A 14872-nucleotide genomic window follows, 5' to 3' on the forward strand; every position below is an offset into this window, starting at 1 on the left:
GCAGGTCAGCACGCGGAGTGCTGTGCGTCACCCCCGCCCGGCCGCCGTGTTCGCCCCCGCCCGGGCCGCCGCTCACTCCACCACGTGGCGCCCCTCGGGACGGGCGCTGCACGAGGCGCGGAAGGCGCAGTGCGTGCAGTGCTGGCCGGTGCTCGGTGTGAACCGCTCGTCGAGGACCTTGCCGGCGGCGGTCGCCAGCAGCTCGCCGACCCACTCCCCCGCCAGCGGTTCCTGACCCTGCACCCGGGGCAGGCCGTCTCCCCCGTCACGCTTGGCGGCGCCCTGCCTGAGATGGACCAGTTCCGCGCCGCCCGGTTCGGGGCGGGCCCCGTCGAAGGCCGCGTCGACGGCGCCTTCGCGGACGGCGAGCTGGTAGACGGCGAGCTGCGGGTGGTGCTCCACCTCGCGCGCGGTGGGTGCGTTTTTGCCGGTTTTGAAGTCGACCACGTAGGCCCGGCCGTCGCCGTCGGTTTCGACGCGGTCCATCTGGCCACGGATGCGGACCTCGTAGTCGCCCGCTCCGAGGGTGACGTCGAAGTCCTGCTCGCTGGCCACGGCGGTGCGGCCGGCGCGGGCCAGGACGTGCCAGTTCAGGAAGCGTTCGAGCGCCACGCGCGCGTTGTCCTTCTCCTGCTGCGACTTCCAGGGCGCGTCGAAGGCGAGCGCGTTCCACACGGAGTCCAGGCGTTCCATGAGGACGTCGAGGTCGGCCGGGGTACGACCGGAGGCGACCTCGTCGGCGAGGACGTGAACGACGTTGCCGAAGCCCTGTGCGGTGGTCGCGGGCGCGTCGGCCTTCACCTCGCGGCCCAGGAACCACTGGAGTGCGCAGGTGTTGGCGAGCTGGTCGAGGGCGCTGCCGGAGAGCACGACGGGCTGGTCGCGGTCGCGCAGCGGCACCTTGCTCTCGGTCGGCTCGAACATGCCCCACCAGCGGTAGGGGTGTGCGGACGGCACCAGCGGGCGGCCGTCCTCGTCGGCGAGCGCGGCCAGCCGGGCCAGCCGGCGGGCGGCGGCTTCCCGCAGCGTGGCGGACGCGCGCGGGTCGACCGTGGTGGCGCGCAGCTCGGCGACGAGCGCGGCGACGGCCAGCGGGCGCCGGGGGCGGCCGGTGACGTCCTTGGGCTCGACACCCAGTTCGGTCAGGAACCGGGAGGGCTGGTCACCGTCGTCGGCCGGCGCGTTCACGGCGGTGACGACGAGCCGTTCACGCGCGCGCGTGGCGGCGACGTAGAACAGGCGGCGCTCCTCGGCGAGCAGCGCGCCCGGGGTGAGCGGCTCGGCGAGTCCGTCGCGGCCGATGCGGTCGGCCTCCAGCAGCGAGCCGCGGCGGCGCAGGTCGGGCCACAGGCCCTCCTGGACGCCGGCGACGACGACCAGCCGCCACTCCAGGCCCTTGGAGCGGTGCGCGGTCATCAGGCGGACGGCGTCGGGGCGTACCGCGCGGCGGGTGAGCGTGTCGGCGGCGATGTCCTCGGCCTCGATCTCGGCCAGGAAGTTCAGGGCGCCACGGCCGCCGGTGCGCTCCTCCGCGCGCGCGGCGGTGGCGAACAGCGCGCACACGGCGTCCAGGTCCCGGTCGGCGTTGCGGCCGGCCGCGCCACCGCGCCGGGCGGCCCGCTCCAGGCGCGCGGGCCACGGCGTGCCCTCCCACAGGTCCCACAGCGCTTCCTCGGCCGTACCGCCGCCCGCGAGGCGCTCGCGGGCCTTGTGGAGCAGCGCGCCGAGGCGCTGCGCCCCGCGGGCGTACGCCGGGTCGTGCACCACCAGGCGCTCCGGCTCGGCGAGTGCCCGCGTGAGCAGCTCGTCGGACGGCGGCGGCAGCGGGTTGCCGGCGGCCCGCTCCTCCTCACGCAGGGCACGCCCGAGGCGGCGCAGGTCGGCGGCGTCCATGCCGGCGAGGGGGGAGGCGAGCAGGGTGAGGGCGGTCTCGGTGTCGAGCCAGCAGGTGTCCGGGGCCGGTGTCGGCGCATCCTCGACGGCCGTGTGCCCGGCGGACTGCTCACCGTCATCGGCCGTCGCCACCGGCTCGGCCGCCGACAGCTCGGGTGCGGTGACGGGTTCCTCGTCCGTGGGGGGCTCGGCGGGCCGCGCCGGGGCCGGTGCGGTGGGGTCCTCCTCACGGCGTCGGGTCTCCGCCGTGGCGACCGCGCGCAGGGCCGTGAGCAGCGGTGCCACCGCCGGCTCGTGCCGCAGGGGCAGGTCGTCGCCGTCGATGTCCAGCGGGACGCCGGCCGAGGTGAGGGCGCGGCGCAGGGTCGGCAGGGAGCGCGATCCGGCACGTACCAGGACGGCCATGTCGCTCCAGGGGAGACCGTCCTCCAGATGCGCGCGGCGCAGGATGTCCGCGATGTTGTCCAGTTCGGTGCCGGGCGTCGGGTAGGTGTAGACCTCGACCCGGCCGCCGTCCCGCACCGCGGCCGGTTCCCGGTGGGCGCGGACCTTGTCGGCGGGCAACCGGGGCAGCGGCATCCGCTGGGTGATCAGGCGGGTCGCGGCCAGCAGCGCGGCGCCGGAGCGGCGGGAGGTGCGCAGCACCTGGACGGGGGCGGGGCGGCCGTCCGCGCGGGTGAAGGCGGCCGGGAAGTCGAGGATGCCGTTCACGTCGGCGCCGCGGAAGGCGTAGATCGACTGGTCGGGGTCGCCGAACGCGACCAGGGTCCGCCCGCCGCCGGCCAGGGCGTGCAGGAGCCGCACCTGGGCGGGATCGGTGTCCTGGTACTCGTCGACGTACACGGCGTCGTACTGGGCGGCGAGCCGCGCGGCGGTGTCGGGGCGGTGGGCGAGCAGGACGGCCCGGTGGACCAGTTCCGCGTAGTCGAGCACGCCCTGGAGGTCGAGTGTGTCGAGGTAGTCGGCGAGGAACGCGGCTGCCGCGCGCCAGTCGGGGCGGCCGGTGCGGCGCGCGAAGGCGTCCAGGGCGTCCGGGCCGAGACCCAGCTCGCGGCTGCGGGCGAGGACGGCACGGACCTCGTCGGCGAAGCCGCGCGTGGTGAGGCAGGCGCGCAGTTCGTCGGGCCAGCGCACATGGGTCAGCCCGAGCCGCTCCAGCTCGGGCTGCCCGGCGAGCAGCTCGCGGACGGTGACGTCCTGCTCGGGTCCGGAGAGCAGGCGCAGCGGGTCGGTGAACCGGCCGCTGTCCTGGTGGGCGCGGACCAGCGCGTAGCAGTAAGAGTGGAACGTGGTCGCCCTCGGCGCGCGGGCCGCGCCCATGCGCAGGGCCATGCGGTCTCGCAGGTCGACGGCGGCCTTGCGGCTGAACGTCAGTACCAGGATCCGCTCGGGGTCGGCGCCCCGGGCGATCCGCGCGGCCACGGACTCGACCAGGGTGGTGGTCTTGCCGGTGCCGGGGCCGGCGAGGACGAGCAGCGGTCCGCTCCGGTGGTCAACCACTGCGCGCTGCGCCGCGTCCAGGAGAGGGGGAGCCACGGTGGCCGGCGGCGTACGCACCAGTCGGTAAGCGCCACGGCTCCCCTGCCGCACCGAGGGGTGCGGCAGGTGCCTGGTGGAGGAAGAGGAGCTCACGTGTTCGGCCGGTCCTGGTGGTTGTACTGATGGGCGGGCGATCACGCGTGCGAGGCGGTGACCGCGGGATGAGGGGGACACGTGCTGCCGACGCTACGCCGCCGCTCCGGACGGAAGCAGAACTTCCGATTCTTCCCTCGCGGCGCTCGGGCCACGTGCGTCCCTCATCCCACGAACGTACGGCATGCCACGGACGTCCCCCGTGTCACCCGTACGGGCCACAGGCCCCCCCTGCCGGCAGCCGATGGCCGAAGCTGTCAGATGTGACCCTCCGCGTCCGCGCCGCCGTCCCAGCGGGCCCGCCGCATGTCGAGCCTCGGCACATGGCCCGCCGCGCTCCTGCCCGCCTGCTTCAGCGGCGTGCCCTCCGCGCGGTAGTGCGCGAGCGCACGCAGCTCGTGACCGGGCAGCAGCACGCCGTCGGACCGTACGACCCGCCACCACGGGACAGCACTTCCGTAGAGGGCCATCACCCGGCCGACCTGGCGCGGGCCGCCCTCCTCGAGCCACTCGGCGACATCGCCGTACGTCATGACCCGGCCCGGCGGGATCCGCTCGGCGACCTCGAGGACCCGCTCGGCGTAGTCGGGCAGTGCGTCCGCGTACTCCTCGCGGGCCTCGTCGGCCGGGCTCTGCTCGCTCATTCGTCCCATCCTGCCGCACTCCCCGGGCGTCCCGGCGCGGTCCGCGGGGAGCGCTCCTCTCGCCCCGACGCGGTCCTTCGGGCAGACTGTGCGCCCGCGCATGCGCACCCTGATGCCCGTGTGTGCCGGTGGGGCATGCCACCATCGTGCGGGCGGTGACTGGTGATACGAGACCAAGAAGAGACCATGAAGGAGCAGGGCGTGCACCCCGAAGGAGCGGCGGGCACCCCTGACGCCTCCGCGCGCCCCGACACCGCCCAGGCGGACGAGGGCGGCACCGACGCGCGGCGGGAGGACAGCGGTCCGCACACGGACGACGGCACGCGCGCGGGCGGACACGAGGCCGATGGCCCGGACGACACCGCATGCGCGGGCGGATCCGCGGCCGAAGCCTCCGGCGACGACATCGCTGGCGCGCGGCAGGACGGCGCCGCTGTTGCCGCCGGCGACGGCCCGCGCGTGCGCGTGAACGCCACCGGCGCCGGTGACGCTGAGAACGGCGGCGCGCACGCCTGCGCGGACGTGCCCGGTGACCGCCGCGCCTGTGCCGACGACGACCCGCACGCGGAGCAGGTGGAGGGCGACGAACCGCTGCTCCCCGCGCGCGTGCACCGCCCCTCGGATCTCGTACGGCTCCTGGTGGGCGTGCTGGCCATCGCGGTGCTCCTCTCGATCGCCGCGTTCGCGCACGGCACCACCTCGGGCCTCGAACAGGACATCAACAAGGGCACGGGGCAGGCCCCGGACCTGCTCATCAAGATCGCGGGCCTGGGATCCAGCATCGCGATCCTCCTCGTCCCGGTCGCCTTCGCCATCGAACGGCTGATCAAACGGGACGGGCTGCGCATCGCCGACGGTGTCCTCGCGGCCGTCCTCGCCCACGGAGTGACCCTCGCCACCGACCTGTGGGTCGCCCGAGCCGCCCCCGACTCCATCCAGGAGGCGCTGACCCAGCCCTCGCCGGGTGACATCCACGCCCTGACCGACCCGGTGCACGGCTATCTGGCCCCCGTCATTGCCTATATGACGGCCGTCGGCATGTCCCGCAGACCCAGATGGCGCGCGGTGCTGTGGATCGTGCTGATGCTGGACGCGTTCTCGATGCTGGTCACGGGCTACACGACGCCGTTCTCGATCATCCTCACGGTGCTGATCGGCTGGACCATCGCCTACGGCACCCTGTACGCGGTCGGCTCCCCCAACGTCCGTCCGACGGGGCAGACACTGATGGCGGGCCTCACCCACGTCGGCTTCCATCCCGTCTCCGCGGCCCGTGAGGAGGCCGTGGAGACGGAGAACGGCGACCGGGGCCGGCGCTACTTCGTCACCCTGGAGAACGGCCCGCCGCTGGACGTCACGGTCGTCGACCGGGAGCAGCAGGCGCAGGGCTTCTTCTACCGCGCGTGGCGCAATCTGACCCTGCGCGGCTTCGCCACCCGTTCCAGCCTCCAGTCACTGCGCCAGGCACTGGAGCAGGAGGCGCTGCTGGCCTACGCGGCGATCGCGGCGGGCGCCAACGCGCCCAAGCTGATCGCCACCTCCGAGCTCGGCCCCGACGCGGTCATGCTCGTCTACGAGCACACCGGTGGGCGCACGCTGGACTCGCTGGCCGACGAGGACATCACCGACGAGCTGCTGCGCAACACCTGGCACCAGGTGCAGGCGCTCCAGTCGCGGCGCATCGCGCACCGCAGGCTGGCCGGTGAGGCCATCCTGGTGGATCGTTCCGGCAGGGTGATCCTCACCGAGCTGCGCGGCGGCGAGATCGCGGCCGGCGAGCTGCTGCTGCGCATGGACGTCGCCCAACTGGTCACCACGCTCGGCCTGCGGGTCGGCGCCCAGCGGGCGGTGGCCTCCGCCGTCGGCGTGCTCGGTCCGGACGCGGTCGCCGACTGTCTGCCGATGCTGCAACCGATCGCGCTGACGCGCTCCACGCGCGCGACGCTGCGCCGGCTGGCGCGCGAGCGGGCACAGCGCGAACGCGAGGCGGTGCTCGAGGCCTCCCGGCAGAGCAAGCCGGCCCGCCCGGAGGAGGCGTCCGAGACGGCTGCGGTCGCCCTGGAGAAGCCCGACAAGAGGACCGTCCGCGCCGAGCAGCGCGCGGAGAAGCGGGCCATCGACGAAGCCCTCGACGAGGCCCGCGAGGAGGATCTGCTCACCCAGATCCGGCACCAGGTGCTGCTCATCAGGCCGCAGGCGCCCGTGGAGCCGGCCCGGCTGGAACGGGTCAGGCCGCGCACGCTGATCAGTTTCATCGCGGGTGCGATCGGCGCGTACTACCTGCTGACGCAGCTCACCCACATCGAGTTCGGCACGCTGTTCGCGCAGGCCCAGTGGGGCTGGGTGGCCGCCGCGGTGCTCTTCTCCGCGCTCAGTTACGTCGCCGCCGCGATGGCCCTGCTGGGCTTCGTACCGGAACGGGTGCCGTTCCCGCGGACGGTGGCGGCGCAGGTCGCCGGATCGTTCGTGAAGATCGTGGCACCGGCGGCGGTCGGCGGCGTGGCCCTCAACACGCGCTTCCTGCAACGCGCCGGTGTACGCCCGGGACTCGCGGTCGCGAGCGTCGGCGCCTCCCAGTTGTTCGGGCTCGGCTGTCACATCCTGATGCTGCTGTCCTTCGGCTATCTGACGGGCACCGAGAAGACGCCGTCGTTGTCGCCGTCCCGCACGGTCATCGCTGGCCTGCTGACCGTGGCCGTCCTGGTCCTCGTGGTCACCTCGGTGCCGTTCCTGCGGAAGTTCGTCGTCACGCGCGTGAGGTCGCTGTTCGCCGGCGTCGTGCCCCGCATGCTCGACGTCCTCCAGCGGCCCCAGAAGCTCGTCACCGGCATCGGCGGCATGCTCCTGCTGACCGCCTGCTTCGTGATGTGCCTGGACGCCTCCATCCGGGCCTTCGGTGACGGCTCGGTGTCGCTGAGCATCGCCAGCGTCGCCGTCGTCTTCCTCGCCGGCAACGCGCTCGGCTCGGCGGCGCCGACCCCCGGTGGCGTCGGCGCGGTGGAGGCGACGCTGACCGTCGGTCTGATCGCCGTGGGTCTGCCCAAGGAGGTCGCCGCCCCGGCCGTCCTGCTGTTCCGGCTGCTGACCCTGTGGCTGCCGGTGCTGCCGGGCTGGTTCGCCTTCAGTCATCTCAGCCGCAAGGGAGCCCTGTAAGGCCCCCGCCGGGTGGCTGCCGCCGCCCCTGTGGTGCGGTACCCCGGACGGCCCGCGCCCCGCGCGCCCCGGCGTGCGCGCCCCCAGGATGGGAGTATGGCGAACCCTCTCCGGCTGCGCGCCGGCGCCCTGACCACGACCGCCGTGCTGCTCACCGCCGTACTGGCCGGATGCGGCGGCCACGCCGAGGACGGGGATCTCACGGCGCAGAAGCTGGACTGGAAGGACTGTCCGGCCCCGTCGGAGGCGGAGGGCGGCGGCGGCGCTCCCTCACCGTTGCCGAACGGCACCATGTGGCAGTGCGCCACCATGAAGGCTCCCCTGGACTGGGACAGGCCCAAGGGCGACACGATCGGCATCGCCCTGATCCGGGCCGAGGCCAGTGGCCCCGCGAGCAGTCGGATCGGCTCGCTCGTGTTCAACTTCGGCGGCCCGGGCGGCAGTGGGGTGACCGCGCTGCCGTCGTTCGGTGAGGACTACACCGCCCTGCGCACCCGCTACGACCTGGTCAGCTTCGACCCGCGCGGGGTCGGCCGCAGCGCGCCGGTGGAGTGCGAGAGCGACGCCCGGCTGGACGCGTACTTCCAGCAGGACGCGACCCCGGACGACAGCGCCGAACGCGCCGAGCTGCTGCAGCGCACCCAGCAGTTCAACGCGGCCTGCGAGAAGAACTCCAGGAAGGTCCTTCCGCATGTGCGCACCACGGACGCGGCCCGTGACATGGAGTTGATGCGCCAGGTCCTCGGCGACCGCAAGCTGTACTACTTCGGCATCTCCTACGGCACGGAACTCGGCGGCGTCTACGCCCACCTCTACCCGAGGAACGTCGGCCGGGCCGTCCTCGACGGTGTCGTGGATCCCACCCAGGACCCCGAACAGAGTGCGCTCGGCCAGGCCCGGGGCTTCCAGCTCGCCCTCGACAACTTCGCGAAGGACTGCACCTCCAAGACCACGGAATGTCCGGTCGGGGACACCGAGCAGGAGGTGAAGGACCGCATCGCGAAGCTGCTGACCGACCTGGAGAAGAAGCCGATCACCGGGATCTTCCCGCGCCGGCTGACCCAGACCGCCGCCACCAACGGCATCGCGCAATCCCTGTACTCGAAGGACTTCTGGGAGTACCTCACCGAAGGGCTGGAGGAGGCGTACGACGGCGACGGCAGGACCCTCATGCTGCTGTCCGACCTGATGAACGGCCGCAGCGAGAACGGCGAGTACAGCAACATCACCGCGGCCAACATCGCCATCAACTGCTCCGACGAGAAGCCGCGGTACTCCACCGAGTACATCCAGCGGAAGCTGCCCGAGTTCCGGGCCGCCTCCCCGCTGTTCGGGCACTACCTGGCCTGGAGCATGGTGGGCTGCACCGACTGGGCGGTGCCCGGTGCCGCCGACCATCCGGACGTCAGCGCACCCGGATCGGCACCGATCCTCGTCGTCGGCAACACCGGCGACCCGGCCACCCCGTACGAGGGCGCGAAGAAGATGGTCGACGCGCTCGGCAAGGGCGTCGCCGTCGAGCTGACGTACAAGGGCCAGGGGCACGGCGCGTACGACAGCAAGAACAGGTGCGTGCAGAGCGCGGTGAACGGCTACCTGCTGGACGGGAAGGTGCCGAAGGCCGGCACGGTCTGCTCCTGACGGGACCGGGCCTGCTCCTGACGGAACGGGTCTGCTCCTGACGGGACGGGTTTGCTCCTGACGGGACCGGTCTCGTCCCGACGCGATCCGAAGACCGCAGAACCCGCAGGTCAGAAGGTTATCCACAGGCTGTCACGGGCCGGGCCGGGGACGCCTACCATGGCCTGAACGCCCGGCGCGGCACGACGCGAAGGGCCTGTGAGGGGGGTGCGTATGAGGCGATTTCCGCGAGGGGCGGTCGCGGTGGCCGTGGCGCTGCTGGTGGCCGGCTGCGGCGGCTCGTCCGGCCGAAGCGGGAACGAGGGCAAGGGGTCCGGTTCGCCCGCCCCGCCTGCGCCGGGGTCCTCCACGCCGGTCTCCCCGGCGGCCCTTCCCTCCTCACTCACCGCGCAGCACCTGGACTGGCGACGCTGCAACGCCACCGGGCGTTCCGCCGCACCCGGCGACGACTGGCGGTGCGCGACGCTCAGGGCACCGCTGGACTGGTCGGAGCCGGGCGGCGAGACGATCGGCCTCGCCCTGATCCGCGCGCGGGCGACCGGCGGTGACCGCATAGGCTCGATGCTGTTCAACTTCGGTGGCCCCGGCGGCTCGGGAGTCTCGACGATGCCGTACTTCTCGGCGACCGTCTCCGCACTCCACGCGCGTTACGACCTGGTGAGCTGGGATCCGCGCGGGGTCGGCGCGAGCGAGGGTGTCCGCTGCCGTGACGACCGGGCGACCGAGGCCGCCGAGGCCGTGGACACCACACCGGACAGCCCGGCCGAGGAGAACGCGTACCTCCAGGACGCCGCCGGCTTCGGCAAGGGCTGCCAGAAGGCCGCCGGCCCGCTGCTGGCCCATGTGTCGACCACCGACACCGCCCGCGACATGGACCTGATGCGCCAGGTCCTCGGCGACGAGAGGATGCACTACTTCGGCATCTCCTACGGCACCGAACTGGGCGGCGTCTACGCCCATCTGTTCCCGAAGCGGGTGGGACGGCTGGTGCTCGACGCCGTGGTCGACCCGGCCGCCGGCACAGTGGGCCACGCGCAGAACCAGGCCCGCGGCTTCCAGCGGGCACTGGACGACTATCTGAAGTCCACCGGGCAGGACCCGGCGCGGGGTTCGAGGAAGATCGCGGACCTGCTGAAGCGGCTGGACGCCGAGCCGTTGCCGACGTCGTCCGGGCGGAAGCTGAACCAGACGCTCGCGACCACCGGAATCATCCTGCCGCTGTACAGCGAGTCGAGCTGGCCGCGGCTGACCAGTGCCCTGAAGTCGGCGGAGAAGGGCGACGGTTCGGAGCTGCTGGCGCTCGCCGACGCGTACGACGACCGTGACTCCTCGGGCCACTACGGCACGACGTCCCACTCCCAGCGGGCCATATCGTGCCTGGACGACCGCCAACGGCCGACGCCCGCCGAGACAAGACGACGGCTGCCGGAGTTCGAGCGGATCTCCCCGGTGTTCGGGGACTTCCTCGGATGGGACACGGCCGGCTGGTGCCATGCCTGGCCGGTACCGGGCCAGTTCGACACGCCGGAGGTGAGCGCGCCCGGTGCGGCGCCGATCCTGCTGGTCGGCAACACCGGCGATCCGGCCACTCCCTACGAAGGCGCCCGCAGAATGGCCGACGAACTGGGCAGGGGCGTGGGCGTCGAACTGACCTGGAAGGGCGAGGGCCATGGGGCGTACGGCAACGGCAGCGACTGCGTCGACTCGACGGTGAACGCGTATCTGCTGCACGGCACGGTGCCGAAGGACGGCAAGGTCTGCTCCTGAGGGCACAACCAGCCTAATGCTGTGGGCCCTTGCCGATCTGGAAGAGCCGCGGAAGGCTTCCGTGCGGGCTACGACGACGGGTCGGGGGACTACGGCTGCTACCTGCACGTGCCCAGGGTTCACGGCTCACATACCTTCCGGGCGGGCTACAGCTCCGGCTACGCGGCGGGTTGGAGAAACCACCACTGCGTCGCCTGACGGACCCGGGGCGGACTGCCCACGGCACCTGAACCGGTCGGAGCCGTGGGCCTGTTCCGCCTTGTCGGTCGGCCTGGGGTTGATCAGTAGACCGGCTTGTCCGGTTCGATCTGGTTGACCCAGCCGATGACGCCGCCGCCGACGTGGACCGCGTCGGCGAAGCCCGCGGACTTCAGGACCGCCAGGACTTCCGCACTGCGGACACCCGTCTTGCAGTGCAGGACGATCTTCCTGTCCTGCGGGAGACCTCCCAGGGCGGAGCCCATGAGGAACTCGTTCTTCGGGATCAGCTTGGCGCCGGGGATGGAGACGATCTCGTACTCGTTCGGCTCGCGAACATCGATGATCTCAATGTTCTCGCCCTCGTCGATCCACTCCTTGAGCTGCTTCGGAGTGATAGTCGAGCCGGCGGCGGCCTGCTGGGCCTCTTCGGAGACGACGCCGCAGAAGGCCTCGTAGTCGATGAGTTCGGTGACGGTCGGGTTCTCGCCGCAGACCGCGCAGTCGGGGTCCTTGCGGACCTTGACCTGGCGGTACTGCATCTCCAGGGCGTCGTAGATCATCAGGCGGCCGACGAGCGGCTCACCGATGCCGGCGAGGAGCTTGATCGCCTCGTTGACCTGGATGGAGCCGATGGACGCGCACAGCACGCCCAGGACGCCGCCCTCGGCGCAGGAGGGGACCATGCCGGGGGGCGGGGGCTCCGGGTAGAGGCAGCGGTAGCAGGGACCGTGCTCCGACCAGAAGACGGAGGCCTGGCCGTCGAAGCGGTAGATCGAGCCCCACACGTAGGGCTTGTTGAGGAGCACGCACGCGTCGTTGACCAGGTAACGGGTCGCGAAGTTGTCGGTGCCGTCGACGATCAGGTCGTACTGGCCGAAGATGTCCATCACGTTGTCGGCTTCGAGCCGCTCCTCGTGAAGGATCACGTTCACGTACGGATTGATGCCCTTGACGCTGTCGCGCGCGGACTGGGCCTTGGAGCGGCCGATGTCGGCCTGACTGTGGATGATCTGACGCTGGAGGTTCGACTCGTCGACCTCGTCGAACTCCACGATGCCGAGGGTGCCCACGCCCGCGGCGGCCAGGTACATCAGCGCCGGCGAGCCCAGGCCGCCGGCGCCGACACAGAGCACCTTGGCGTTCTTCAGCCGCTTCTGCCCGTCCATGCCCACGTCGGGAATGATCAGGTGGCGGGAGTACCTGCGGACCTCGTCTACGGTGAGCTCAGTAGCTGGCTCGACCAGGGGTGGCAGCGACACGGGGGCTCCGTTGATCGGTCAATCACTACAGTTGTTCTCCACGTAACACTGCCACGGCCTTCTTCATTCCGAGACACCTGTTCCGACGGGCGAGACGATGTCGTCCCGGTAGCCGGTCATCCTCCGTGCACCGGCGCGGCGGTGCCAGGTCAGATGCGGCATGCCGCCTCCATCCAGATGTCGGCCAGGGACTCCTCGAGGGCGATACGGGGCCGCCAGCCGAGCCGGTCGCGCGCGGTGCGCACGTCGGCCTGCTGCCAACTGCCGCAGCCGTCCGGGTACGGGTAGGCCGTCGGGGCCGTGTGGTCGGAGTCCGGGCGCGGGTGGCCGATGGCGCCGCGCAGGGGCCCGGGCGGGACGTCGAGTTCGTGGAGGGCACCGCCGTACCCGGCCACGCGCGCCAGGACGGCGGCGGCATCTCTCAGGCGGACGGCACGGCCGGAGCCGATGTTGATCACGCCCTGCGCGGCGGAGAGCGAGGCGGCGTGCACGGCCCGGGCGACGTCGCGGACGTCGATGAAGTCGCGTTGCGCGCCGAGGCCGCCGAGTTTGAGTTCGCCGTCGCCGGACTGCATGGCCCGGCGCATCGCCTCGGCGAGCCGGCCGAGCGGGGAACCGGCCGGGGTGCCGGGGCCGGCCGGTGAGAAGACGCGCAGGACGACGGCGTCCAGACCGGAGCCGAGGACCAGTTCGGTCGCGGCGAGTTTGCTGACGCCGTACGGGCCGCCGGGGCGCGGTACGGCGTCCTCGGCCGTGGAGGAGCCGTGCTGGCTCGGGCCGTACTCCGAACCGCACCCGATCTGCACCAGCCGGGCGCCGCAGCCGCTGCGGCGCAGGGCCTCGCAGACGGTGGCCACGGCGACGGTGTTGTGCCGGGTGAGTTCGCGGGCGCCGCCGCGGGTGGCGCCCGCGCAGTTGACGACGACGCCGGGGTGGACCGCGTCCAGGAAGCGGGTGAGGGCCCCCGGACTGCCGGTGGCGAGGTCGAAGCGGACGTCGGCGTCGTCGCCACGGCCGAGCGCGGTGAGCTGGACGGCCGGGTCGGCGAGGAGGCGGTCGGCGACGAAGCGGCCGATGAATCCGTTGGCGCCGATCAGCAGGATCCTCATCGGGCGGCTCCCGGGGTGTGCGCGCCGGTGGTACCGGCTGTCTCGAGGGTTCCTGCGGCTGCTCCGGCCGCTCCGGATGCTCCGGGTCGGGAGGTGGTCATCTGGTGTTCTCCTTCAAAGGGGTGATGCGGGTGCCTCCGGCTGTGGGTCGGACCGGTGGGCGAAAGAGTCACTCGGCTGCTCCCGTGGGCGCGTGGGCCGAGGCCTGGGTGAGGGTGCGGCCGGCGTGCAGCAGCAGGGCCAGGGCCGCGGTGCCGCAGGCGAGGGCCGGTACGGCGGCCTCCCCCGCGGCGCCGACGAGGGTCCGCACGGGGACCGCGAGAAAGGCGCAGCCGGGCAGCCGGCCGGCCAGCGGCAGTGCCAGGGCCGCCGCTTCCGTCGCCGCCGCGGCGCCGAGCGCGAGCACGGGGGCGTGCCGGTGGCGGTGCGTGGTGAGCAGGCGGGCCAGCAGGAGCAGGGCGCCCAGGGTGAGGGCCTGCGGGCGGGCCGCGGGTGCGTGCAGGACCGTGGCACATAGCTGGAGCAGACCGGCGAGGGCGCCGAGGAACAGGGCCAGCGTGCCGAGCAGCAGCGGCTTGGCGGCGGCCGTGAAGTCTCCGAGACCACGGCTGCCGGCCAGTCTGCGGCGGGCGACGGCGGTGAGGAGGTGGGCGCACCAGGCGGCGGGGGCGCAGGCCAGCAGCAGGGCGAGGACGGGGGCGCCGGCCGTTGGCCAGGGGCCGTCTCCGGTGAGGGTGGGCGGGGCGTCGGGGCCGCCCGTCATGACGTTGTGGAGGAGGCCGTCGCCGACGAGGGCGTACGCGAGCAGCCACACGGTCCATGCCCGCGCGGCGTACGTGGGACGCCACGCGCGCGTGCCGGGCGGACCGGCGAGGGGCCCGTGGCGCAGCGCCGCGCGCGTGGCGAGGGCTATGGCCAGGAGGCCGCCAAGGGCCACCAGTGGGCGGGGGTGTCCGTGGGCGAGGCCCAGCGCGATCACGGTGGCCGCGCCGAGCGTCCCGGGCAGGAGGCTGAGCAGTGCCCAGCTCGCACGGGCGCGGGGCACCGGCAGGCAGGTGGGCGCCGGGTGCGGTTCGCCGGTACGTGGCACGCGCGCGTACATCTCCTCTGCGAGCGAGAAGACGTCACGGTGGTGGAGGCGGGCGGCGGTCCGTCCGGTCACCCCGTGCGCCTCCAGCCCGGCAGCGATCTCCAACGGGTCCACGGCCTGCTCACACAGCTCACGGTGCCGGTGCAGCAGGACTTTCACCGGGTCGACCGGCCCCTGGCGAGTCTTAGGCGTATGGCTCCCGTTCGACGCCGGGTCCGTCAGGCCGGGCAGCTCGTTCGCCGGCCACTCCCCCGACCGCGCGTCCCTCGGATCGGCTCCGCCGGGCATACCCGGGCGGTCCGCCCCGGTCCGCACCCCCTCCGCTCCGGGCATCCTCCACAACGGCCCCGCGCACAGCGGCGGAACCCGGCCCGCCCCACTCGCCCGCCCGCCCACCCACCGAACCGGAGCCCGAACCGCCGGCCCCGCCCGCCGAGGAACCCGATCCCAACCCCTCAAGTGCGTCCACCGAACCGGAGCCCA

8 protein-coding genes are annotated in these 14872 nt (G+C 72.9%); 3 read left to right on the plus strand and 5 right to left on the minus strand.

Going from position 1 to position 14872, the window contains the following annotated elements; all coding sequences use genetic code 11:
* Positions 1-72 precede the first annotated feature (72 nt).
* Positions 73-3525, minus strand: a complete 3453-nt coding sequence (locus D9753_RS12160) for an ATP-dependent helicase (RefSeq protein ID WP_121787035.1) — start codon at positions 3523-3525, stop codon at positions 73-75.
* 257 nt (positions 3526-3782) lie between these two features.
* Complete coding sequence (locus D9753_RS12165) at positions 3783-4169, minus strand: MGMT family protein (protein ID WP_240468117.1); 387 nt, start codon at positions 4167-4169, stop codon at positions 3783-3785.
* Between the two features lie 186 nt (positions 4170-4355).
* On the opposite strand from D9753_RS12165, the gene D9753_RS12170 reads away from it, so the two are divergent.
* From D9753_RS12170 to D9753_RS12180, 3 genes are all read left to right on the plus strand, one after another.
* Positions 4356-7322, plus strand: coding sequence for a lysylphosphatidylglycerol synthase domain-containing protein (locus D9753_RS12170; protein ID WP_121787036.1), 2967 nt, complete (start codon positions 4356-4358; stop codon positions 7320-7322).
* A gap of 96 nt (positions 7323-7418) precedes the next feature.
* Positions 7419-8963, plus strand: coding sequence for an alpha/beta hydrolase (locus D9753_RS12175; protein ID WP_121787037.1), 1545 nt, complete (start codon positions 7419-7421; stop codon positions 8961-8963).
* A 213-nt stretch (positions 8964-9176) separates the two neighbouring features.
* Positions 9177-10730, plus strand: a complete 1554-nt coding sequence (locus D9753_RS12180) for an alpha/beta hydrolase (protein WP_121787038.1) — start codon at positions 9177-9179, stop codon at positions 10728-10730.
* 281 nt (positions 10731-11011) lie between these two features.
* On the opposite strand, the gene moeZ is transcribed toward D9753_RS12180, so the two are convergent.
* From moeZ to D9753_RS12195, 3 genes are all read right to left on the minus strand, one after another.
* Positions 11012-12190 (minus strand): adenylyltransferase/sulfurtransferase MoeZ, encoded by a 1179-nt coding sequence (moeZ, locus tag D9753_RS12185; RefSeq protein WP_121787039.1) that lies wholly within the window; start codon positions 12188-12190, stop codon positions 11012-11014.
* Positions 12191-12339: 149 nt separating this feature from the next.
* On the minus strand, positions 12340-13299 hold the full coding sequence (locus D9753_RS12190; RefSeq protein ID WP_121787040.1) for an NAD-dependent epimerase/dehydratase family protein: 960 nt from the start codon (positions 13297-13299) through the stop codon (positions 12340-12342).
* 169 nt (positions 13300-13468) lie between these two features.
* The gene (locus tag D9753_RS12195; protein ID WP_121787041.1) at positions 13469-14548 is read right to left on the minus strand and encodes a hypothetical protein; all 1080 of its coding nucleotides are present in this window, start codon (positions 14546-14548) and stop codon (positions 13469-13471) included.
* Positions 14549-14872 lie beyond the last annotated feature (324 nt).

Origin of the sequence: Streptomyces dangxiongensis (genome assembly GCF_003675325.1) — a bacterium.
Classification (GTDB): Bacteria; Actinomycetota; Actinomycetes; order Streptomycetales; family Streptomycetaceae; genus Streptomyces; species Streptomyces dangxiongensis.

Bases quoted from the DNA above. Each gene is read 5' to 3' on its own strand.
- D9753_RS12190 (WP_121787040.1), bottom strand. From the start codon at position 13,299: ATGAGGATCCTGCTGATCGGCGCCAACGGATTCATCGGCCGCTTCGTC.
- D9753_RS12180 (WP_121787038.1), top strand. From the start codon at position 9,177: ATGAGGCGATTTCCGCGAGGGGCGGTCGCGGTGGCCGTGGCGCTGCTG.
- D9753_RS12165 (WP_240468117.1), bottom strand. From the start codon at position 4,169: ATGAGCGAGCAGAGCCCGGCCGACGAGGCCCGCGAGGAGTACGCGGAC.
- D9753_RS12175 (WP_121787037.1), top strand. From the start codon at position 7,419: ATGGCGAACCCTCTCCGGCTGCGCGCCGGCGCCCTGACCACGACCGCC.
- D9753_RS12170 (WP_121787036.1), top strand. From the start codon at position 4,356: ATGAAGGAGCAGGGCGTGCACCCCGAAGGAGCGGCGGGCACCCCTGAC.